The sequence below is a fragment of the Pseudomonas sp. FP1742 genome (assembly GCF_030687145.1).
GTDB lineage: Bacteria > Pseudomonadota > Gammaproteobacteria > Pseudomonadales > Pseudomonadaceae > Aquipseudomonas > Aquipseudomonas frederiksbergensis_D.
Genome location: NZ_CP117460.1, coordinates 3,982,838 through 4,005,859 on the forward strand (window position 1 = coordinate 3,982,838; position 23,022 = coordinate 4,005,859).

Annotated in this window: 18 protein-coding genes and 1 pseudogene; 10 read left to right on the forward strand and 9 right to left on the reverse strand. The window is 57.5% G+C overall.

Features of this window, described 5'->3' with window-relative positions:
- The first annotated feature begins 112 nt into the window (after positions 1-112).
- Positions 113-1,006 (forward strand): LysR family transcriptional regulator, encoded by an 894-nt coding sequence (locus tag PSH64_RS17565; RefSeq protein ID WP_305477968.1) that lies wholly within the window; start codon positions 113-115, stop codon positions 1,004-1,006.
- Positions 1,007-1,065: 59 nt separating this feature from the next.
- On the opposite strand, the gene PSH64_RS17570 is transcribed toward PSH64_RS17565, so the two are convergent.
- Both PSH64_RS17570 and PSH64_RS17575 read right to left on the reverse strand, forming a co-directional pair.
- On the reverse strand, positions 1,066-2,532 hold the full coding sequence (locus PSH64_RS17570; protein WP_305477969.1) for an APC family permease: 1,467 nt from the start codon (positions 2,530-2,532) through the stop codon (positions 1,066-1,068).
- 377 nt (positions 2,533-2,909) lie between these two features.
- Positions 2,910-3,809: a LysR family transcriptional regulator gene (locus tag PSH64_RS17575; RefSeq protein ID WP_305477970.1), complete on the reverse strand. Its 900-nt coding sequence runs from the start codon at positions 3,807-3,809 to the stop codon at positions 2,910-2,912.
- Positions 3,810-3,921: 112 nt separating this feature from the next.
- Here PSH64_RS17575 and gcl point away from each other — a divergent pair, with 112 nt between their 5' ends.
- From gcl to PSH64_RS17600, 5 genes and pseudogenes are all read left to right on the forward strand, one after another.
- Positions 3,922-5,697: a glyoxylate carboligase gene (gene gcl / locus PSH64_RS17580; protein ID WP_305477971.1), complete on the forward strand. Its 1,776-nt coding sequence runs from the start codon at positions 3,922-3,924 to the stop codon at positions 5,695-5,697.
- 67 nt (positions 5,698-5,764) lie between these two features.
- Complete coding sequence (gene hyi, locus PSH64_RS17585; protein ID WP_305477972.1) at positions 5,765-6,547, forward strand: hydroxypyruvate isomerase; 783 nt, start codon at positions 5,765-5,767, stop codon at positions 6,545-6,547.
- Between the two features lie 65 nt (positions 6,548-6,612).
- A complete protein-coding gene (locus PSH64_RS17590) occupies positions 6,613-7,503 on the forward strand; it encodes a 2-hydroxy-3-oxopropionate reductase (protein WP_305477973.1) in 891 nt (296 codons plus the stop codon).
- Positions 7,504-7,703: 200 nt separating this feature from the next.
- Positions 7,704-8,984 carry a glycerate kinase gene (locus PSH64_RS17595; RefSeq protein ID WP_305477974.1) on the forward strand — a complete coding sequence of 427 codons (1,281 nt, stop codon included), beginning with the start codon at positions 7,704-7,706 and terminating at the stop codon, positions 8,982-8,984.
- A pseudogene (locus tag PSH64_RS17600) lies at positions 8,974-9,199 on the forward strand (pyruvate kinase); the annotation flags it as partial. The gene PSH64_RS17595 and the pseudogene PSH64_RS17600, both read left to right, overlap by 11 nt.
- Positions 9,200-9,500: 301 nt before the next feature.
- On the opposite strand, the gene glcC reads toward PSH64_RS17600, so the two are convergent.
- Entirely contained in the window at positions 9,501-10,268 is a 768-nt protein-coding gene (glcC, locus tag PSH64_RS17610) for a transcriptional regulator GlcC (RefSeq protein WP_305477975.1), read from the reverse strand.
- 232 nt (positions 10,269-10,500) lie between these two features.
- Between glcC and glcD the strand changes: the two genes are divergently transcribed.
- Genes glcD through PSH64_RS17630 form a run of 4 tightly spaced genes read left to right on the forward strand, consistent with a single transcriptional unit; the run spans position 10,501 to position 14,707 of the window.
- Positions 10,501-12,000, forward strand: a complete 1,500-nt coding sequence (gene glcD / locus PSH64_RS17615) for a glycolate oxidase subunit GlcD (RefSeq protein ID WP_305477976.1) — start codon at positions 10,501-10,503, stop codon at positions 11,998-12,000.
- Positions 12,000-13,064 (forward strand): glycolate oxidase subunit GlcE, encoded by a 1,065-nt coding sequence (gene glcE / locus PSH64_RS17620; RefSeq protein ID WP_305477977.1) that lies wholly within the window; start codon positions 12,000-12,002, stop codon positions 13,062-13,064. Before glcD ends, glcE begins: the two co-directional genes overlap by 1 nt.
- A gap of 3 nt (positions 13,065-13,067) precedes the next feature.
- Positions 13,068-14,285 carry a glycolate oxidase subunit GlcF gene (glcF, locus tag PSH64_RS17625; protein ID WP_305477978.1) on the forward strand — a complete coding sequence of 406 codons (1,218 nt, stop codon included), beginning with the start codon at positions 13,068-13,070 and terminating at the stop codon, positions 14,283-14,285.
- A gap of 20 nt (positions 14,286-14,305) precedes the next feature.
- The gene (locus tag PSH64_RS17630) at positions 14,306-14,707 is read left to right on the forward strand and encodes a heme-binding protein (RefSeq protein ID WP_305477979.1); all 402 of its coding nucleotides are present in this window, start codon (positions 14,306-14,308) and stop codon (positions 14,705-14,707) included.
- Between the two features lie 163 nt (positions 14,708-14,870).
- Here PSH64_RS17630 and PSH64_RS17635 read toward each other — a convergent pair whose 3' ends face one another.
- The 6 genes from PSH64_RS17635 to PSH64_RS17660 all read right to left on the reverse strand — a co-directional run bounded on the left by PSH64_RS17635 (position 14,871) and on the right by PSH64_RS17660 (position 22,841).
- On the reverse strand, positions 14,871-15,635 hold the full coding sequence (locus tag PSH64_RS17635) for a hydroxypyruvate isomerase family protein (protein WP_305477980.1): 765 nt from the start codon (positions 15,633-15,635) through the stop codon (positions 14,871-14,873).
- Positions 15,636-16,223 (reverse strand): NADPH-dependent FMN reductase, encoded by a 588-nt coding sequence (locus tag PSH64_RS17640; RefSeq protein ID WP_305477981.1) that lies wholly within the window; start codon positions 16,221-16,223, stop codon positions 15,636-15,638.
- Positions 16,224-18,626 carry an RND family transporter gene (locus PSH64_RS17645; protein WP_305477982.1) on the reverse strand — a complete coding sequence of 801 codons (2,403 nt, stop codon included), beginning with the start codon at positions 18,624-18,626 and terminating at the stop codon, positions 16,224-16,226.
- The gene (locus PSH64_RS17650; RefSeq protein ID WP_305477983.1) at positions 18,623-19,723 is read right to left on the reverse strand and encodes a YCF48-related protein; all 1,101 of its coding nucleotides are present in this window, start codon (positions 19,721-19,723) and stop codon (positions 18,623-18,625) included. The genes PSH64_RS17645 and PSH64_RS17650 overlap by 4 nt, the downstream gene beginning before the upstream one ends.
- Positions 19,724-19,811: 88 nt before the next feature.
- Positions 19,812-21,164, reverse strand: coding sequence for a DUF1329 domain-containing protein (locus tag PSH64_RS17655; protein ID WP_305477984.1), 1,353 nt, complete (start codon positions 21,162-21,164; stop codon positions 19,812-19,814).
- A gap of 24 nt (positions 21,165-21,188) precedes the next feature.
- A complete protein-coding gene (locus PSH64_RS17660) occupies positions 21,189-22,841 on the reverse strand; it encodes a DUF1302 domain-containing protein (protein ID WP_305477985.1) in 1,653 nt (550 codons plus the stop codon).
- Positions 22,842-23,022: the final 181 nt, after the last annotated feature.

A 23,022-nucleotide genomic window follows, 5' to 3' on the forward strand; every position in this document is an offset into this window, starting at 1 on the left:
GAGCGTGGGAAACTTTGAAAAAAGCTTCGCCACTTAGTTAACTGCGGTAACCTGCCTAAGACGCCACTTGGCAAGATAACAAGTGGATAACCCGTTGATAGAGAGACAATGAATGATCGATTTCAGAAGCCTTCAGACGTTTTATGCGGTCGCTCAACAAGGAGGATTCCACAAAGCGGCGGAGAAACTTCATACCTCCCAGCCAGCGGTATCAGCGCGTATCGCACAGCTTGAGCGTCAACTGAAATGCCGGCTTCTGGAGCGAGACAAACGCGGATGCTTTCTCACCCCTCAAGGTCGGGAATTGCTCACCTACGCGGAACGGATGTTTGCCCTTGAAAGCGAAATGATCGAGGCAGTTGCCGGTCATAGAGGACTTCGAGGCACAGTGAGCTTGGGGGCATCTGACACCATCGTGCACACTTGGCTTTCTGACCTGCTCAAACATTTGAACCGCGAGTATCCGGAAATAACTTTGGAAGTGGTGGTGGACAGCACAACCAACATGACTGCCGGTCTGGCAGACTTCAGCCTCGACGTGGCGCTGTTGATGGGGCCGGTAAACATAGGCAACGCTGAAAACCTACCGCTGTGCCAATACCCGATCAGCTGGATCAAATCCACGGAGCTGGATATTGGTTCCGAAAACCCCAGCCTGGCAACACTGGCTGAATTTCCGATCATTACGTTTGCGCGTATCACCCGGCCTTATTGGCAACTCAAGGAAATGTTTGAACGAGAGAATCTGCACCGAGCAAAAATTTTCGCCAACTCCTCGCTCTCGTCCATCGTGCGCATGACACTCGACGGTATTGGAATCGCCGCCATTCCTCAGCACGTCGTTATCGAAGAACTTGCCAGTGGCAAACTCGAAATTATTAGCACGCCGCACGAAATGCCGGTCATGTCATTTACCGCAAGCTTCATTGAGCGCCCTGATATGCCGCTGAACCGTATCGTCGCCCAGCTCGCGCAGAAAGTCGCTACCGATTACTGGCGCATCTGACGGCAGACAATAAGAAACGGGGCCTTGGCCCCGTTTCTTATTTCAGCGTTTTCTCCGCTCTAGCTATGATGAGCACGACCCAATCGCGCGAACACTTCTGGACGGTTGAACTTGTAGAACTGAGCTAGCGCCATGCCGGCAAGCAGCACTCCAACAAGGCAGTACAACATCCAGCGCCGCTCGCCCGGCTCGCCGCCAACCAGCAAGTCGAAGTGGTACGTCACTAGACCGACCAGGGCGACAAAAAACACAGTGGAGATTGCCGGCGCCAAGAATGCTTTGAAGAAACTTGCACCCTCTTGCTTGCCGCGGCGCACATACCAAGTCAGTGCCGACAGGTTGACGATGGTCATCAGAATGATGATCCCAGAGGTACCTAATCCCGAAAGCTGCCCATACAGAAACTCTGGCCGGACATTCATGACGATGAATGGAATCAGAATGACCAGCACCATCAGCGAGACCGCCATAGACGCCGCAAACGGGGACGAGTGCCGAATGTGAATGTTACTGAAAAAACGTGGGATAGCACCGTCTGTTCCCAAGTTAAACAGGTAGCGCGACAGGACGTTGTGCGTGGAGAGACTTGCAGCAAATGCCGAACTCAGCACCAAAATAGTGATGATTACCTGGAGCCGGTTATCGACAAAAAGACCAAAGGCGTTGGGAAACATGGTGGCAGGACTGTCGGTTGCCACAGCCTGCGCTGTGTGACCGTAAGCCATGATCATCGCATACGCGCATAGCGTATAAAGAATCCCGATGAAGATGATTGAGCCGTAAGTGGCGCGAGGAATGGTGACATCCGGGTTCTTGCATTCGTCACGGAACAACGCTGTTGCTTCAAACCCCATAAAGAAGGAGACCGCAAACAACATTCCGAAGGGAATGTTCACACCATCTTTCGTCAACTCACCCGGCGTGAACGGAGCGCTAGCCGCCAGCTCTCCATTTCCACCGGCATGAAGCACACCAAAAGCAAACGCGAGACAAATAACAATTTCGGTCAACATGACCCAGAAGAGCACTTTTGCCGACAGCTCCACATGCAGATAGCCCAAGATGCCCACAGCAGCCCAGCACCCCAAGGTAAACACGTACCAGGGCAAAGCAGTTCCCATAAGGCTTTTTTGCAGCTCGGCACAGGAAACGCCGAAGTAGGAGGTCACGCCTGCCAGAAGCATAAAATAGGACAAGGCGGCGGCAATGCCGGAGCCCAAACCCGCCGACTTACCCAAGCCATAACTGATGAAGGCGTAGAAGTCACCAGGACGCTTGACCGCGTTGTTCAACGTCACGTAACCGGTACCGAACAACAACATCATTATGCCGACGATTATAAATAACAGCGGTGATGCAATTCCACCGAACATCAAGGAAACAGGAATATACCCTGCCACTGTCGTCAAAGGCGCCGAAAATGCCAGAACCGTCATGGCCAAACTGAGCGAACCCATATTCCCTGACAGCTTGATCGGTGCGGTTTTGACACTCGCCACGCTTTCAGCCTCTAAACTTACTGCCATTTCCTTTCTCCTCGAAATTGTATGCGTGCAACTTACGTAATAGACAGATTCAAGTATTACGATCGGCTATACGCCACTTTTTTGTTGTATGGATACTCGGCTTAGTGCACACAACTCTGAATGTCCGTTCTTCCTTTTATCTTTTTGAACGGTTGATCCAGGTTCCCTCTGACATCGTGTGGAGCGTGCTCATCGCGCTATGAGCAATCGTTGCTCTCGGCACCGATAACGTCAAATTCTTATTGCAGATTGAATCTGATCATAAAAATCTATCAGAATAGATTTCCCTGACTGAATAGCGCGGTAGAATCCAGCCTCAAGGAGGAAATTTGTCATTAGCGAGCGTGAAAAATCACCTCCGTGCAAGGTCCAAACCGCTACCAATAGCCAGGCTGCTGATAAACGGCCTTTAAATAATCAATAAAATGTCGAACCTTGGCAGGTAGATATCGCTGCTGCGGATATACGGCTTGGATGTCGTAGTCAGGAAGGGCGAAATCATCGAGTACCGTCACAAGCTCCCCGCTAAGGAGCTCTCTGCGAATTTCCCATGTCGATCGCCAGCCAATTCCGACTCCTTGGCGCATCCACGCAAACAGTAGTTCTCCATCGTTGCAGGCCAGATTCCCGCCGACGCGCACAGCCACAGGCTTACCGTCTTGCTGAAAGGTCCATCCCCGCTGCTGGCCGCCTTGTGAAGTGAATGCCAGGCAATTGTGCTCAGCCAACTGCTCTAGTGTTGTCGGCGTTCCATGCTCTTCGAAGTAGGCAGGCGTCCCGCACACGACCCGCCGATTGGAAAACAATTTGATGGCGACATAGTTTGGATCTGTCACCGGACCGATCCGAATGCTCATGTCATAACCCTCTCCTACCAAATCCACCAGACTGTCAGTGAGATTAAAAGACAGCTTCAGGTTGGGGAATTGCCTGTGAAAAGCCAAAGCGTGCGGCGCGACGTGCATACGTCCAAACCCAGCAGGTGCAGACAAAAGCAGGTTACCGGTAACCCGCTTCGCGCTGCTGCTGATGTCTGCCTCGAGATCATCGAATTCCCGAATCAACGACCTCGCCCGCTCAAGCAATTGTTCACCCAGTTCGGTCAGGCGTAGCCCGCGAGTAGATCGATGCACCAGCTTTACACCCAGACGCTTCTCGAGTGAATCCAGCCTTCGTCCCAGCATGGCAGGCGTCACCCCCTCACTGAGTGCAGCGGCTGCGAAGCTGCCCTTTTGAGCAATCTGAATGAAACTGTGGAGTTCTGTGTAACGAGCCATTCGATACCTTTTATATCGACAGAAAGCATTATTTGGGGGTTCATTGCCTTAAAAAGCTAATTCAAACTGCAGCCCTCTACAAAAGATATGGGTTCGGCCCTAGGACTACATCATGGCAAAAATAAGAGCAATAGATGCAGCCGTTTTGGTGATGCGCCGTGAAGGCGTGGACACCGCTTTCGGCATCCCGGGTGCCGCGATCAACCCGCTGTACTCCGCCTTGCAGAAAAACGGCGGTATTGATCATGTCCTCGCTCGTCACGTGGAAGGCGCTTCGCACATGGCGGAGGGTTATACCCGCGCCAAGGCCGGCAACATCGGCGTGTGCATCGGCACCTCTGGCCCTGCTGGGACCGACATGGTCACTGGCCTTTACAGTGCGTCGGCTGACTCAATCCCCATCCTGTGCATCACCGGGCAAGCCCCTCGCGCTCGAATGCACAAGGAAGACTTCCAGGCCGTCGACATCACCGCCATCGTCAAACCAGTGACTAAATGGGCGACGACCGTCATGGAACCAGGTCAGGTGCCGTACGCGTTCCAAAAAGCCTTCTACGAAATGCGCTCCGGCCGTCCGGGCCCGGTGCTGATTGACCTGCCGTTTGACGTGCAGGTGGCCGAAATCGAATTTGACATCGAAGCCTATGAGCCGCTGCCACTGGCCAAACCAACCGCTAACCGTGTGCAGATCGAGAAGGCCCTGGCCATGCTTGACCAAGCCGAACGGCCACTGCTAGTCGCCGGTGGCGGCATCATCAATGCCGACGCCAGCGAACTACTGGTGGAATTCGCCGAGCTGACCGGTATCCCAGTTATTCCGACCCTGATGGGATGGGGCACGATCCCCGACGATCATCCACTGATGGTCGGCATGGTTGGCCTGCAAACTTCCCACCGCTATGGCAACGCGACGATGCTCAAGTCGGACGTGGTGCTGGGCATCGGTAACCGTTGGGCCAACCGTCACACCGGTTCGGTCGAGGTCTACACCGAGGGCCGCAAGTTCATTCACGTCGACATCGAGCCGACGCAGATTGGCCGCGTATTCACCCCGGACCTGGGCATCGTGTCCGACGCCGCTGCCGCATTGACCGTGTTCATCGAAGTCGCTCGCGAGTGGCAAGCCGCCGGCAAGCTGAAAAACCGCAGCGCCTGGTTGCAGGATTGCCAGCAGCGCAAGGCCACCCTGCACCGCAAGACCCATTTCGATAACGTGCCGGTCAAGCCGCAACGGGTGTACGAAGAGATGAACCAGGTGTTCGGTAAGGACACCTGCTACGTCAGCACCATCGGCCTGTCGCAGATTGCCGGCGCGCAGTTCCTCCACGTATACAAGCCCCGCCACTGGATCAACTGCGGCCAGGCCGGCCCACTAGGTTGGACCATTCCGGCGGCGCTGGGCGTGGTGAAGGCCGATCCGAACCGCAAAGTGGTGGCCCTTTCAGGGGACTATGACTTCCAGTTCATGATTGAGGAGCTGGCGGTGGGTGCACAATTCAAATTGCCGTACATCCACGTTGTCGTAAACAACTCATACCTGGGGCTGATCCGCCAGGCCCAGCGCGGGTTCGACATGGACTACTGCGTGCAGTTGTCCTTCGACAACCTCAACGCGCCGGAGCTCAACGGTTATGGCGTAGACCACGTGGCCGTCGCCGAAGGCCTGGGTTGCAAGGCCCTGCGTGTGTTCGAGCCGAGCCAGATCGCGCCGGCACTGCGCCACGCCGAGGAAATGATCGAAGAGTTCAAGGTTCCGGTGATCGTTGAAATTATTCTGGAGCGCGTGACCAATATTTCCATGGGCACTGAGATCAACGCCATCAATGAATTCGAAGATCTGGCACTGGTCGGCAACGATGCACCGACGGCGACTTTGTTGCTCGACTAACCGTTAATCGTTTCCCTGTGCAATAGAGCTTGCTCACACGGGACCTCACACTTTTACGGAGACCACTATGCCGCGTTTCGCCGCCAATCTGTCCATGCTGTTTACCGAGCAGGATTTCCTCGCCCGTTTTGAAGCCGCCGCCAAGGCCGGTTTTAGTGGTGTCGAATACCTGTTTCCTTACGACTACAGCCCCGCCGAACTTAAGGCCTTGCTCGACGCCAATGGCCTGACTCAGGTGTTGTTCAACCTGCCGGCCGGCGACTGGGCCAAGGGTGAACGCGGCATCGCGTGCTTGCCGGACCGGGTCGAGGAGTTCTGCATCGGGGTCGACTTGGCGATTGCCTATGCGAAGGTGCTGGGCAACACGCAGGTCAACTGCTTGGCCGGGGTTCGTCCGCATAACTGCGACGCAGTCCTGGCGGAAAAAACCTTCGTCGCCAACCTGAAGTACGCCGCCGAGAAGCTGCAGGCCAAAGGCATCAAGCTGGTGATGGAAGCCATCAACACCCGCGACATCCCCGGCTTCTACCTGAACAACACCGCCCAGGCCGTGGCGATTCGCGAGCAAGTGGGCAGCGCCAACCTGTTCCTGCAATACGACATCTATCACATGCAAATCATGGAAGGCGACCTGGCCCGGACCCTGTCGGCGCACCTGGACGAGATCAACCATGTGCAACTGGCGGATAACCCAGGCCGCAACGAGCCAGGTACGGGCGAAATCAATTATCGCTTCCTGTTCGAACATCTGGACCGTATCGGCTATCAGGGCTGGATCGGCTGCGAATACAAACCGCTGACCACCACCGAAGCCGGACTGGGCTGGCTGCAAACCCATAACGTGATCTGACTCGACCTGCTCCCACAGAAAAGCAGTTCTTTGCTTGAGCGACATAAAAACAAGAGGATTTTCTCATGGCTAAAATCGGATTCATCGGCACCGGCATCATGGGCCACCCAATGGCGTTGAACCTGCAGAAAGCCGGTCACAGCCTGTTCCTGTCGGCGCACCACGACGCCGCCCCTGCCGATCTGCTGGCTGCTGGCGCCGTTGCGCTGGCCAACCCGAAAGAAGTCGCCCAGGAGGCCGAATTCATCATCGTCATGGTCCCGGATACCCCGCAGGTCGAGGACGTGCTGTTCCGCGCCGACGGCGTTGCCGCCGGTGTTAGCAAGGGCAAAGTCGTGATCGACATGAGCTCGATCTCGCCGACCGCCACCAAAACCTTCGCTGCCAAAATCAACGAGAAAGGCGCGCAATACCTCGACGCACCGGTTTCCGGCGGTGAAGTCGGCGCCAAGGCTGCGACCCTGAGCATCATGGTCGGTGGTGAGGCCGATGCCTTCGAACGCGCCCTGCCGCTGTTCCAGGCCATGGGCAAGAACATTACCCTGGTCGGTGGCAACGGCGATGGGCAAACCGCGAAAGTGGCGAACCAGATCATCGTCGCGCTGAACATCCAGGCCGTGGCCGAAGCGCTGCTGTTCGCCTCGAAAAACGGTGCTGATCCGGCCAAGGTCCGTGAAGCACTGATGGGTGGCTTCGCCTCGTCGAAGATCCTTGAAGTGCATGGTGAACGCATGATCAAAGGCACCTTCGATCCAGGTTTCCGCATCAGCCTGCACCAGAAGGACCTGAACCTGGCACTGGCCGGTGCTCGCGAACTGAACATCAACCTACCGAACACCGCCAATACCCAACAGGTGTTCAGCACCTGCGCAGCCATCGGTGGCAGCAACTGGGATCACTCGGCGCTGATCAAGGGCCTGGAACACATGGCGAATTTCTCGATTCGCGATAAATAACGCCCTGCGCAAAAACCTGTGGGCGCGGGCCTGTGGCGAGGGGGCTTGCCCCCGTTTGAGTGCGTAGCGCTCACAAAGTCTTTGGTGTCTCAGAGATTTTGGGGCTGCTTCGCAACCCAACGGGGCAAGCCCCCTCACCACAGGCTGCTCCCACAGGGAACCGAGTCGCCCTCCAATAACAAGAATTCCGGGAGCCCGCCATGTCGGTCGATCCGCAACAATTGCTGCGCGAGCTGTTTGCCACAGCCATCGACGCGGCCCATCCGCAGCATGTCCTTGAAGCCCATTTGCCAACCGACCGCAGCGGTCGGGTGATCGTCATCGGCGCCGGTAAAGCCGCCGCAGCCATGGCCCAGGTGGTCGAACGCTGCTGGCAGGGTGAGGTGTCTGGCCTGGTGGTGACCCGCTACGGCCACGGCGCCCCGTGCGAAAAAATCGAAGTGGTCGAAGCCGCGCACCCGGTGCCGGACGCTGCCGGTCTGGCCGTCGCGAAACGGGTTCTGGAACTGGTCAGCAACCTGAGCGAAGACGACCGCGTGATCTTCCTGCTCTCGGGCGGTGGCTCTGCCCTGCTCGCCTTGCCCGCCGCCGGCATCACCCTCGCCGACAAGCAATCGATCAACAAAGCGCTGCTCAAATCCGGCGCGACCATCGGCGAGATGAACTGCGTGCGCAAGCACCTCTCGGCGATCAAGGGTGGGCGTCTGGGCAAAGCCTGCTGGCCCGCCACGGTTTACACCTATGCGATTTCCGATGTGCCAGGCGATCTCGCCACCGTCATCGCCTCCGGCCCCACCGTGGCCGACCCGAGCACCTCGGCTGAAGCGTTGGCGATCCTCAAGCGTTATGCCATCGAAGTCCCGGCCTCGGTGCGCAACTGGCTGCAAAGTCCCGAGTCGGAGACGGTCAAACCCGGCGATCCGAGCCTGGCCCGCAGTCATTTCCAATTGATCGCCCGCCCACAGCAGTCACTGGAAGCGGCGGCGGTAAAAGCCCGTCAGGCTGGTTTCAGCCCGTTGATTCTCGGCGACCTGGAAGGTGAATCCCGGGAAGTGGCGAAGGTCCACGCGGGCATTGCGCGGCAAATCGTCCAGCACGGCCAGCCGCTGACGGCGCCGTGCGTGATTCTGTCCGGCGGCGAAACCACCGTCACCGTGCGCGGCAATGGCCGTGGCGGGCGCAACGCCGAATTCCTGTTGAGCCTGACCGACAGCCTCAAAGGCCTGCCCGGCGTCTACGCCCTGGCGGGTGACACCGACGGCATCGACGGCTCCGAAGACAATGCCGGCGCCATCATGACTCCGGACAGCTATGCCCGTGCCGCCGCCCTCGGCCTCGCTGCCTGCGATGAGCTGGACAACAACAATGGTTATGGCTACTTCGCGGCGCTCGATGCACTGATCGTCACCGAGCCGACCCGTACCAACGTCAACGACTTCCGCGCCATTCTGATTCTCGAGAGCCCTAATCATGACGCCTGACAAGAAGGTCAAAATCCTCGCCACCCTCGGCCCGGCCACCGACGGGATCGACGATATCCGCGAACTGGTGCAGGCCGGCATGAACATCTTTCGCCTGAACTTCAGCCATGGGGACCACACCGACATGCCCAGCGCTAACCATCGCGGCGCTGGAGCCCGGTATGGAGCTGCTGCTGGACAACGGTAAACTGCGCCTGCGCGTGATCGCCCAGCATGTGGTCTTAACGGCCCACTGTGCCTGTTCCGGTAACTGATCCATTACTGCGTGATAGAGCCACGTATGTTGGCGATAAATCTGTCGTTTCTGGACAGGTCGGTAATAGAGGTTGTTCACCGAAACAAAGACCTTACTCAGTGTTAATTCGCTGAGTAAATGGTGCAAGCACAGCATTGTGAGATGCTTTGAAATACAAGTAGCCCCCAAAGCGTCTATAGCATCTGTAATGCTGAGGCACTTTCACACTAAGCCACGCTCCGTGTTTCATCATGGCTAAAGCGAAGTAATCCAGACGTGCATCATGCCCACCCCTCAAGTCGCAACGTCGCCCGAACCAAGCGTTGTTCCTCGTTTTCGATTTCCTTGAGGTTCTCGCAGATGCTCTGGATGTGAGCGATAGCCGCCTTTCGCGCTTGCTCAGGCAAGCGGCCGGTGACAGCGTTGTAGAGCCGCGCGTGTTGACGGTCGATCTGACGCTTTTGCGGTTCGCGGTGGTAAAGGTTGTTGACCGAGGTAAACACCGAGTTGAGCAGCAAATCTGTCAGCGAACGCAAGGTTTGCACCAGCACCGGATTGTGCGAAGCCTCGCAAATTGCCAGGTGAAACGCATGATCGAGCCGGGCATGTTCACTCGCCTCCAGCGAACGCCTGTGGGCATTGAGCAACGCCTCGTAGCTACGGGTGATAAGGACGAAATCAGCCTCGGTCCCGCGCAAGGCCGCCAAACGCGCGGACTCGCCCTCGAGCAGACTGCGGACCTCGAATAGATCATAGAGCGTTCGTGGCTGCGAGCTGAACAGGTACATGAGCGGTGACGCCAAGCCATGCCCCGACAGGTCTGCCACGAATGACCCCTTGCCTTGCTCGGTCTTGATAATCCCGCGAGCGCGCAACAACTTCAGCCCCTCTCGAAGGGCGGTACGGGAAACGCCGAGTTTTTCCGTCAGTCGCCGCTCCGAAGGCAACAGTTGCCCGATCTTGAGCACGCCGTCGACGATCAGGCGCTCGATGCGCTCACACACCACGTCGGCGACTTGCAAATTACGACCCGCTTCTGCGCTATCCATTGATTCTCCAACTGGTATGACCAGCTTCAGCGCCAATTTCACATCCGCCGAGCTATAACAACAAACTCATGTTTTTTAAGTTATTTTTCAAAAAAACAAAAAAAACAAGATTAAAAAACTGGTTCGACCACTACAACAACACATAGACAGTAAAGCGCCTCAGACCAATGATGCAAGTCGGCTGTATTAGAACAGACCTCTAATAAAAACAACTGAGTCTCGCCCACTGACTATGAACATTCTCTACGATGAACACGTCGACGGCGTCCTGCCAGACGTCGACAAAAACGCGCTGCTGCAAGCCCTACAAACCCAGTTACCCGACCTGGAAATTCTGCATCAGCGCGAAGAACTCAAACCGTACGAATGCGATGGACTCTCCGCTTATCGCACCACCCCCATGCTGGTGGTGTTGCCGCGCCAGATCGATCAAGTTCAAAAAGTGCTTCGGCTCTGCCATGAACGGAAAGTGCCAGTCGTCGCCCGTGGTGCGGGCACGGGTTTGTCCGGCGGTGCACTGCCGCTTGAAAAAGGCGTATTGCTGGTGATGGCGCGCTTCAACAACATTTTGCACATCGATCCCGCCGCCCGGACGGCTCGGGTTCAGCCGGGGATGCGTAACCTAGCGATTTCCCAGGCTGCCGCGCCGTTTGGCTTGTACTACGCGCCAGACCCTTCCTCCCAGATCGCCTGTTCCATCGGCGGTAACGTGGCAGAAAACGCCGGTGGCGTGCATTGCCTGAAGTATGGCCTGACCGTCCACAACCTGCTTAAGGTCGATATCCTCACCGTTGACGGTGAACACTTGAGCCTGGGATCCGACGCGCTCGACTCACCGGGCTTTGACTTGCTCGCGTTGTTCACCGGTTCCGAAGGCATGCTCGGAGTGATCACTGAGGTCACGGTCAAACTACTGCCCAAACCGCAAACCGCCAGAGTGCTACTGGCGGCGTTCGACTCTGTCGAAAAGGCCGGTCGGGCGGTTGGTAACATCATTGCCGCAGGCATCATCCCGGGAGGTCTGGAAATGATGGACAACCTGGCCATTCGCGCCGCCGAAGACTTCATCCACGCCGGCTACCCGGTGGACGCCGAAGCCATTCTGTTGTGTGAACTCGATGGTGTAGAAGCCGACGTCCATGATGACTGTGACCGCGTGCGCCAGGTGCTGAAACAAGCCGGCGCCACCGAAGTGCGCCAGGCCCGGGATGAGGCCGAACGCATACGTTTCTGGGCCGGGCGCAAGAATGCGTTTCCGGCGGTGGGCCGCCTCTCACCGGATTATTACTGCATGGATGGGACGATCCCGCGCCGCGAATTGCCTGGCGTACTGCACGCAATTGCCGCGTTGTCGGCCGAATACGGCCTGCGAGTGGCCAACGTTTTCCACGCAGGTGACGGCAACATGCATCCGCTGATTCTGTTCGATGCCAATCAACCGGGGGAACTGGATCGCGCGGAAGCACTTGGCGGCAAGATTCTCGAATTGTGCGTGAAAGTCGGCGGCAGTATTACCGGCGAACATGGTGTCGGCCGGGAGAAGATCAATCAGATGTGCGCGCAGTTCAACAGCGATGAGTTGACCATGTTCCATGCCGTCAAAGCCGCGTTTGATCCGAGCGGTTTGCTCAACCCCGGCAAGAACATTCCCACCCTGCACCGTTGCGCCGAGTTTGGCGCCATGCACGTTCACATGGGTCAGATGCCCTTCCCCGAACTGGAGCGCTTTTGATGCGCAGCGAACACGATATCGATGACAGTGGCGCGCTGCTGGAGCAGGTCAATCAAGCGTTGCAGAATGCCACTCCGCTGCGCATCCAGGGTTCCAACAGTAAGGTGTTTCTTGGACGTATCGCGGCGGGTGAAGTGCTCGACACGCGCTCCCACCGTGGCATCGTCAGCTATGACCCGACCGAGTTGGTGATCACCGCCCGCTGCGGTACGCCGTTGTCAGAGCTGGTGAGCGTATTGGACAATACGCAACAGATGTTGCCCTGCGAACCGCCCTCCTTCAGCAACGACGCCACGGTCGGCGGGATGATCGCTTGCGGGTTATCGGGGGCACGGCGGCCCTGGTCGGGATCGGTACGCGACTTTGTCCTCGGCACACGGGTCATCACCGGGCACGGCAAACATTTGCGCTTCGGTGGCGAGGTGATGAAGAACGTAGCGGGCTATGACCTTTCGCGGTTGATGGCCGGCAGTTTCGGCGCACTTGGCGTGATCACCGAGGTTTCACTCAAGGTCCTTCCGAAACCACGTCAGTGCTTAAGCATCAGCCTTGAAATGGACAGCGAGCGTGCCTTGCTTCGCCTCGCGGAATGGGGCCAGCAGCCACTGCCGATCAGCGCGGCCTGCCACGACGGCGAGCGTCTGCACCTGCGCCTGGAAGGAGGCGAAGGCTCGGTGGCGGCGGCCCATGACCGTTTAGGTGGCGAGTGGCTGGACTCTTCGTACTGGCGAGATCTGAACGAACATCAGTTGAGTTTCTTCGATGAGGATCAGCCCCTTTGGCGCCTGTCCTTGCCGCACAACACGCCCCGATTGTCCCTGCCGGGTGCTCAATTGATCGATTGGGGCGGCGCCCAGCGCTGGCTCAAATCCGACGCCGAAGCGACCTTGATTCGCTCGGTCGCGAAAGAGGTCGGCGGGCACGTGACCTGCTACAGCCACGGCTTGATCGACAGTCCATTCCAACCGCTGCCCGACGCACTGATGCGCTACCACCGGAACTTGAAACAACAACTCGATCCACGGGGCATCTTCAACCCCGGTCGCTTGTATGCGGAGCTTTGAATCATGCAGACAACCTTGAGCGAAGACGCCCGCCAACTGCCTCGCGCCGAAGAAGCCGAAAGTATTCTGCGCAGTTGCGTACACTGCGGTTTCTGCAATGCCACCTGCCCGACCTATCAACTGCTGGGTGATGAACTGGATGGCCCGAGGGGGCGCATCTACCTGATCAAGCAGGTGCTTGAAGGCAACGAGGTGACCCGCAAGACCCAGGAACACCTGGATCGTTGCCTATCTTGCCGCAACTGCGAAACCACCTGCCCCTCCGGTGTGGACTATCACAACTTGCTGGACATCGGCCGGGCGGTGGTCGATGCGGCAGTGCCGCGCCCTCTCGGCCAACGCCTGCTGCGCGAGGGATTACGCGGCGTGCTGCCCAATCCGGGGCTGTTCAAAGGACTGGTTAGCAGTGGCCAGGTTTTCCGCGCATTGTTGCCAAACACGCTGCAAGTCAAATTGCCTCGCAACGTGTATCCGGCGAAGCCACGACCGACCACTCGTCATACCCGGCAAGTACTGATGCTCGAGGGCTGCGTGCAACCGAGCCTGTCGCCCAATACCAACGCGGCCGCCGCACGCGTACTGGATCGACTGGGCATCAGCGTCACCACAAACCGCGAGGCCGGATGTTGCGGCGCGGTGGACTATCACCTGGACGCTCAGGCCGCCGGCCTTGAGCGGGCCCGCCGCAACATCGATGCGTGGTGGCCGAGCATTGAAAGCGGTGCCGAGGCCATCGTGCAAACCGCCAGCGGCTGCGGTGCCTTCATCAAGGAGTATGGCCACCTGCTCCGCACCGACCCAGCGTATGCCGACAAGGCAAAAAGGGTCAGTGCCCTCGCCAAGGATCTGGTGGAAGTATTGCGCGGCGAGCCGTTGGATAAGCTCGGCGTACACAGCGACCAACGCCTGGCGTTCCACTGCCCCTGCACTTTGCAGCACGCGCAAAAACTCGGAGGTGCAGTCGAAGCAATTCTGACAAACCTGGGATTCAACCTGACCTCTGTTCCCAATAGCCACCTGTGCTGCGGCTCGGCAGGCACTTATTCGCTGACCCAACCCGAACTGTCCAAGCAACTGCGCGACAACAAGCTCAATGCGCTGGAAAGCGAACACCCCGACGTCATTGTCACCGCCAATATCGGCTGTCAGTCCCACCTCAACGGCGCGGGTCGAACCCCTGTCAAGCACTGGATCGAACTGATTGAAGCCGCGTTGCCTTAAACGAGCACTGGAGAAATCCCATGAAAAGCAAAGCCGTACTGAGCCAGACCGAAGTAAGCCAAATTCTCGCTGCCGCACGTATCGAAGCCCAACACAATCAATGGGCCGTGACCATCGTGATTGTCGATGATGGCGGTCATCCCTTGGCCCTTGAACGCCTCGACGGTTGCGCCCCGATTGGCGCCTACATCGCCACCGAAAAGGCACGCACCTCGGCCCTGGGTCGGCGTGAGTCCAAAGGCTACGAGGAGATGGTCAATGGCGGGCGCCACGCCTTTTTGTCAGCACCGTTGCTGACCTCCCTTGAGGGCGGCGTGCCGGTCATCGTCGACGGCCAGGTGATCGGTGCGGTCGGTGTGTCGGGGGTCAAGGCTGAGCAGGATGCGCAAGTAGCCCGGGCCGGTGCGCAATGTCTTAAATGAATTGAACGTCAAGCTATTAATGCTCGAAAGACATTGGGTAATTCAGGTAAAAGGGGCGCAGACTTTTCGGAGGGTGACTGAACTATCCAGCCGCCCACCACGTCACCCTGCGTCCCTTCGCCAAACGTCGCAATAATATTTCTAATTAAGCGATGTATTGCACCTAATTACCCCGATAGCAATTAAGCCATCCCATACCGTCAGCTGTTCCCGCAATAGGCTTATACTCACATCCGACCCAGCCCTGATATGAATGAGTTCTGAGAAAATCTAAAATTGCTCGCACGTTGAGGCTCCCCACATTAGGTTCATGCCGTCCTGGAAATCCAGCAATTTGAAAATGATCAGCCTGGGCAAAATAACGCGCGGTGCAATCCATTAGATCAAGTTGTTCCATAGACGCGTGATAAATGTCCAGAATTAATCCTAGCCCATTCAATCGTTCCGTCCATCGAATCGCATCACGCAACGAGCGGATAAAATAACCAGCCACCGAAACTTGATTGATGGCTTCGATAACCAGTTTGATTTTATAGCGACCCGCTTCTTCAATTGCCCAACTCATATTCTCTTCAAACTTACGGCATGACGCCTCATAGCCCGTATTATCGACAATACCGCTTAATACGTGCAGAAGCTGACTATTACCCGATATTGCATACTCCAGTCCCCGAAGAAAATCATCCTTAAACTCGCCTGTTCGGCCGACTAGAGCAGCCAACCCCTTGCTGCCGGGTCGCAAGGGCACGGTTGCCAAAACCTGCTGGAGACCAGTGCGATCTAGATGTTTTGCAACGGCGACGGCTGGAAGACCTTGCGGAAAACTGAACTCCACGGCTTCAAAGCCGGCGTCGCACGCTGCATCAAAGCGATCTTCGAAGGGCAACTCGGTGAAAAGGAGCGACAAATTTGCAGCGTATTTGATCATTCAGCGCCTCGGACTATCCACGTCGACTTTTTCTTTCGTTGCCTGTTTGATCTGCTCAATCAACGCGCCAATACCATTCAGCAAAAAATCCCGAGCGACTCCATCCGCCAGCCGACCATGTTCTATTTTGCTGTGCACACCGCCTATGACGATCTGTGGATGAACCACTATGGCAGCCTGGATCGCCCATAGGGTTTCATTGAGTTGTTGGTGGGCCCGAACCCCTCCGGTAAACGCAGGCGAAGCCGTGAAACCCAGCACTGGGCGCCCAGTCAGGGCCGACTTACCATGGGGGCGGGACAACCAGTCCAGCGCATTTTTCAATACGCCAGACATTCCGTGGTTGTATTCCGGCGAGCCGATCAATACCCCATCGGCCGCCGCCACAGCTGCACGCAGGTCACTCACGGCCTGCGGGGCATGGACGCCGTCGTTATCTTCGTTGTACGGCGGGATTCTTTCCAATCCATGGAGCGTCAATCGAACCTGCCCGGACAATCGCTCAGCCACTGTATTGAGGATCGCCGTATGGGCCGAATGCTGACGCAGGCTGCCTGACAGGCCGAGGATATTTATCGTTGCCGTCATTTAAATGCTCACAATCTGCGGTTTTGGCTTGAGGAGGAAATGAGCGAGCGCCGGTACCAGTATCAATGCACCCACCATGTTCCAGATGAACATGAAGCCGAGCAGGATGCCCATATCTGCTTGGAACTTGATGGGAGACAATACCCAGGTCAGTACGGCAATACCCAAGGTAATCCCCGTCATCACCACCACTTTTCCCGTCGAGAGCAGGGCTAGGTAGTAAGCATCGGACAGGCTTGAGCCATTACGCAGGTTGGTCAGGGTCACGCTAAGGATGTACAGCGCGTAATCCACCCCGATGCCTACCCCCAGCGCAATCACGGGCAGCGTCGCGACCTTGACGCCGATGTTCAGCCCTACCATCAAGGCTTCGCACAAAATAGACGTCAGCATCAGCGGCAATACCGTGCATACGACAGCTCGCCAAGATCTGAAGGTGATAAAGCACAGAGCGATAACGGCTGCATATACCATGAAGAGCATCTGCACGTTCGAACGCTTCACCACAATATTGGTGGCCGCTTCGATCCCGGCATTGCCCGCCGCATTGAGGAACTGGAGCTGGTCGCTGTTATGGGTCGCAGCGAACTGCTCGACGGTCTGCACCACACTGGTGAGCGTGTCGGCCTTGTGGTCCTTGAGGTAGACATACACCGTCAGCAGGTCGCAGTTCTGATTGAACAGTTCTCGCGGCGCGCGGGTGATGATCGCGTTCAGTAGCCCCTGGTTACGGGGTATCTCATACCAGGTCATGCTGCCTTCGTTCATGCCCGCTGCGGCCTGCTTGCTCAGCGCCGCCAACGACGTGGTGGAAACAACCCCCGGCAACTGTTGAAGCTGCGCCTCCAGCGCATCGACCGACACCAATGTCTGATAGTTGGCGCAGAAGTACTGGGGTGTTCTCACCATCACCACGTACTTGTCACTGCTGGCGGAAAAGTTGCTGACCATGAAGCGGTTGTCGCTGTTGTAGCGCGACTCCGGACGCAGTTCCGGCGCCCCGGGATTCAAGTCACCGATCTTCACGTGCAGACTGACGGCAAAACCGGCCACCCCAAGGATCACGGCGATAAGGATGGCACCGCTCGCCCATTTGCGCTCGGTGAATCGATCCAGAAAAGCCCAGAATGGGTGCCGGGCGTGAAGCGCGTCCAGCTGCGAGAACTTGTCGTTAGCCGCTTCACGCTGAGCCGCCGCTTTGCTGACACCGGTGTACGACAACAGAATCGGCAACAGAATCAGGTTGGTGAAAATCAACGTCAGAACGCCGATTGTCGCGGCGACGGCGAGATCCTGAATCACCGGAATCTTGATGATCATCAACACCGCGAAACCCACGGCGTCGGCCACCAGCGCCATCAGCCCGGTCAAAAACAGCCGGCGAAAAGTGAAGCGTGCCGCCACCAGTTTGTCGGCTCCGCGCCCGATGTCCTGCATGATCCCGTTCATCTTCTGCGCGCCGTGACTCAACCCGATCGCAAACACCAGGAACGGGACGAGGATCGAATACGGATCAAGGTCAAACCCCAGAGTGGGCAGCAACCCCAGCAACCAGACCACGGCGATGATCGAACACAGCAGCACCAACAGCGTGCTGCGAATGCAGCGGGTGTACCAGAACAACACGATGCCGCAAATCACCAGCGTCGCGGCGAAGAACAGCTGCATCTGCCGCATGCCGTCAATCAGATCGCCCACCACCTTGGCGAAACCGGTGATGTGGATTTTGATGTTGTCGGTTTCGTACTTCGCGCGAATCGTCTCCAGCTGGGTTGAGAGCGCGTTGTAGTCCAGCGGTTTTCCGTCGTCCGAGGTGATGTCCTGAAGCGGCAAAAGCACGATGCTGGACTTGAAGTTAGAGGCCACGAGCCGGCCGACTTCGCCCGACCGTTCGACGTTCTGTCGAACCTGCTCCAGGCTGCCGGCAGAGCCATCGTAATTGTCCGGGATGACCGGGCCGCCGTCGAACCCCTCCTCCGTCACGCCGATCCAGCGGGTCGCCGGGGTCCACAGGGACTTCATGTACGACCGGTCGACACCAGGGAGCAAAAAGACCTCGTCGTTGATTTTCTTGACCGTCTCAAGATAGGCAGCATCAAAAATGCTGCTCTGCCTGGCCTCGATCGCAATCCGCAAGGTATTGCCGCCCTCCCCCAACTGGCCGCGATTCTTCAGGTAGTTCTGCACATAAGGGTGATCCGTCGGGATCATTTTTTCGAAGGCGGCATTGAGCTTCAAACTCAGCGCCTGGTAGCCGAACACCACGCTAAGCAAGACACAGATGCCCAAAATGACGCGGCGGTGATTGAACAAAAGCCGTTCAACCAGGGTGCCGGAAGAAGTATCGAAGGTGTCCGATTGAGGGACGGCGTGAGGCTCGGCAGTACGCGTAAAGCTGTTCATTGATCGTGCTCCGACGATTCCACGGCAACCACGGACGACAGCATGCCGCGTGCGCTGCTGATGATCAGGTCACCGTTCGCGGCTTGCGCCATGCCTGTGAAGTAACCGGGTTGAGTCACTTTAAGTAGAGAGGCTCTCGTATCGCCGTCCGCGAAACGCAGCACTCGGCCGGACTCATCGGTGAGCAGTACCGAGCCATCGTCAAGCCGCAGGCCGCTGGTCAAGGTAACGGGTTGCAAGGTGTCGAGACGCTGCCAGGTATCGCCGCGATCTTTGGACTCGAAGGCTTTGCCACGCAGCCCGAACGCCAGAATCGAACCACTGCTGGTCGCCTGGAGGCCGAAGGTCGTGCCCTCATAGGGTGATGTCAGCGACTCGAATGTCTGGCCCTCGTCAACTGAGCGCAACAACGTGCCCTGTTCGCCGGCTACGAAGAGGTCCGCCCCTACACGCTCGATGCTGTAGAGGTGCAATCCGTTCGGGTTATCGAGACGGGAACGGATCGATTGCCAGCTGAGCCCGCCATCACGGGTGACAAACGCCAGACCGTAAGCGCCTACCACCAGCCCGTTTTTGGCGTCGAGGAAGAGCAGATCGAGCAGGGGTTTGTCGGGGCCATCGTCCACCAGTTGCTGTGCTTGAGCGATTTTTTCCGCATCGTCGAAGCGTTTCGCTTCCTGCAGTTCGATCTCGGCTGCCTGGACGCCATCGAGCTGCTTGCTCCAGCTCAGTCCACCATCCTGGCTGTGCAAGACAACCCCGGCGTGCCCGACCACCCAGCCTTCGCGGTCATCAATGAAGCGAACCTTGACCAGCGTGATGCTGACTGGGGAACTGACTTGCTTCCAGGTACGGCCATTGTCTTCAGAAACAATGATGAACCCTCGCTCGCCAACAGCCACAAGGCGTTGCCCTGCCCTCGCAACACTCAGCATGACCGATTGGGCCGCCATGGCGCTGGTGATCGATGGCTGCACCGGCAGTCCTTCGGTTTGTGCCGCCGCAGCCGTGCCGGTGAGCGCCGTGATGATCGACACGCTCAGCACGAACGCCTTGAACGGATGCAGATGTAAAAGCCTGGGAGTTTGAATACGCATTTTCGAGCCTCGATGATGCGGTTCGGTGGACGCCGCGTCAGTGGCACGGCGTCCCTGGAACACAAGTGTGAACACGCTGTTGCGAGGCTCAGCGCACCGACCCGGACGCTACCGAGTTACCGGTAAAAAAGTTCTCAGGCTTGCGCGGGATAACGCTGTAGGTTTCGCCGTTCAGGCTTTGCACGACGCTGTACGTCTTGGCTTGCAGGTTGTAGATCACCACCGGTTTCACCACCACCGCCGGAATGGAGGGAACAACGAATGGCAGCACTTGGGACACACGCCACAGCTTGCCCTCGGCGTCGTAGCCATCGACCAGCGAAACTGTCCAGCTGTCTTCATCGATGAAGAACTTGCGCTTGGGCACGGCATGGCGTTTGCCCGGGGCGACAGTCGCCTCCAGCTCCCATACGCGATGCAGTTCCCAGCGCACTTTGTCCGAGTTGAGGTGGTTGGCGACAAAGGCGTCGTCGCGTTTTTCGGCATTGAATTTGTTGTCGTTGTACGGGATGTACAGTTCTTTTTTGCCGACCAGTTTCCAGTCGTAACGATCCGGATGGCCAATGAAACCATGCACTTCATCGAAGTAATTGGCGCCCGAAGCAACGAAGTCCGGTGTGTCGTAACCCACGGTTGGAGCGCGACGCACACGGCGCTGGCCGACCAGGTACTGCCAGGCTTCCCGTGGTTCTTGTGCATTGATGCTGTCGTGCGTCACCAGCGACTCGCCGGCCTTGAACGGTGGCTCGTTGGTCAAGAAGCGCAGCAGAGCATATTGACCCGACCACTTATCGGCTGCGCCGTCCTTGTAGTAATACGGGTACTGCCAGTTCTCGACGCCCCGACTGGCCAGGGTCCGGGTCCCGTCAGCATTGCCGATGACGTTGGCATAGCCCATCTGGATGGACTCGGCTTCGACCCGCAGCAGGAAGTTCCAGATGACCTCGTTCCCGGTTTTCGGGATGGGAAACGGGATACCGCCAAAGCAACCTTCCACCGACAACCCGTTGCTGGTGGTCTTGCACTTAGTCGCATTGGCGAAGGTGTTTTGATAAACGCTGTCAGGCGCCGCCGCCGTCCGGTGAGTCGGGTAGACGTCCAGATGGAACGTGTCCGGGTATTTGGCCAGGAGCGCTTTGGTGCCTTCGCTCAACTTGTCCGCATATTGCGCAGCGTTTTTGGCGGTAATCTGCAGCAGCGGTTTTTCACCCGGAAACGGATCTGCCGGCACATCGCCGGACTTGGCACCCGCGACGTCCTTGGTCAGCCCACCGGTCCACGCGGGAATGGAGCCATCGGCATTACCGGCCTTTTCGGCGCCCAGGGGCGTCAGCGTGGTCTTGAGCTTCGCCGCCTCGTCAGGACTCACCGCCGCAAATACGGAGCCGGCGCAGATGGAAATCGACAGAGTGGAAAGCAGCAGCAGTTTAATTTTTGTCATTATCAGGGCCCGCCTGTTCATTGCTTAAAAGGTTCGCTGGATCGAGAACGCCACGAAATCCCGGTCTTTCATGTTTTGCTGATAGGTGAATGAGTTGGCAGAGTTGATGACCGGCCCAGCCTCACCGAAGAAGTTGGTGTAGCTCAACGAGGCGTACCACTGCTTCTTGTAATCGGCCTTGAGTCCCAATGTCAGGTCACCGCCATGTTCCGGGCCAAACGCCTGGGGCGTGACCGAAGAACGTCCGGAAGGGTTGTAGCCAACAGTGATCGGCGCCTGGACATCGATCCCGGGAAACACCTGGAAGTACTGCGGTTCGAACGTGAAGCGCAGCGCGAAGGCATCGCGGGTGGTGTTGGGGTCCAGTTGATCGGCATTTTTGGTCACGCTCAGCCGGCGGTTGAACGCCAGTTCACCGACGAAAGAGGCGCCATCCCACAGCGCCGATCCGCCATAGACGTTGACCATCGAGACCTGGGCATGCCACGACCGGCCAATCGGGTAAGCGGGGTTCGAATCGTTGTCGGAATCCATGCCGGTAATGATCGTTCCGCCGACGCCCGCCAGCGGCGTATCAAGCCGGATCGAGGTTTCACCGGCGATGTTCGCTTCGCCGACCAGAGTGCTGAAACTTGCACCGAAGACCTTGATGTCTTCGGGATACACGTTGATGAACGTGTCATCCGCACCCGGCGCCAACGCGGCCGGACGGAAGTAAAACACCGGGGTCTTTTCGTGGTACTTGGCGGCGTACAGGCCGAACTCCCAGTCCTCGACGGCGAACTTGAGTTGTGCACCGAACTGCCCTGAGTTCCTCGCATCCTTGTCCTTGCCGTGGAGCAACTCGCCAGTCGGGAAGAACACCCGTTCCCCGCCTTCACCGACAAAATCCGCACCGCTGAAGTAGCTGCCCGCTGCGGGCAGACGGGTCTTGTTCCACTCGAACTGGTAGTAGGCGCCGACACTGACCTTATCGTTCAACTGCCAGTTGCCGGACACCTGTTTGGTCGGCATCAGAATCTCTTTGAACTGAGACCCGGGCACTGATTGGAGCTTCACCAGATCAACCGTGGATTGCGCATTGGCGATACCGTTGGCCCCGAAGAAAAGGCTTTCACCGTAGATCTGCGTGAACTGCCCCAGGCGCCCGGACAACGAGGTGGTGCCGATTTCCTTTGAGCCGTAGACAAAGGCATCGAGGATTTCAGTGTGCTGTCCGTGGATGCGCCGGGTGTCGCTGGTGAACTCATCGTGATCGACGCTCACGGAGTTGGCGGTGCCGGGTGAGTCGTTATCGTTGTCGTGGCTGTAGACATTGTCGTACCAGGACGCCGCGCTGAGACGGGCACCGACATCTTTGTACTTGATGTCGAATTCGGACAGCAGATCCAGGCGGTTGGAAATGAGCCCGCGATCGAAATTGCGGTCGCCATCATCCAGGTTAGGATTGCTGTTGGCCGTGCCCGGACCGACCGCGACCTTGTGATCGAGTTTATTCACGCGCCAAGCGTTGCTGTACTTGATCGTATTGTCCCAGCTCGCCGAAAGATCGGGATTGCCGGTGTCGATCTGGAAGGCGTGCGATGGCGTCGAGAGGCTTAGCAGGACCGTTGCGCTAACCGCGCAAGCGAGGCTGGAAACCGGCAACGGGCAGAGCCGCTGGTTGGCTGTTTTCATGGAGATGTTCCTGTTTTTTTGTTTTTGTAAAAGGTCATCCACTCGCAACATCGGCTGCGAATACCACTGGGTGTTGCGTACCGCTGTGAGCTCCTTCGTTGCCTATTTTTACGCCTGATAACATTGTGCGTAAAAAACATTTTGCTGCACTTCAAATCACTTTGTGCACAAAAAATATTCC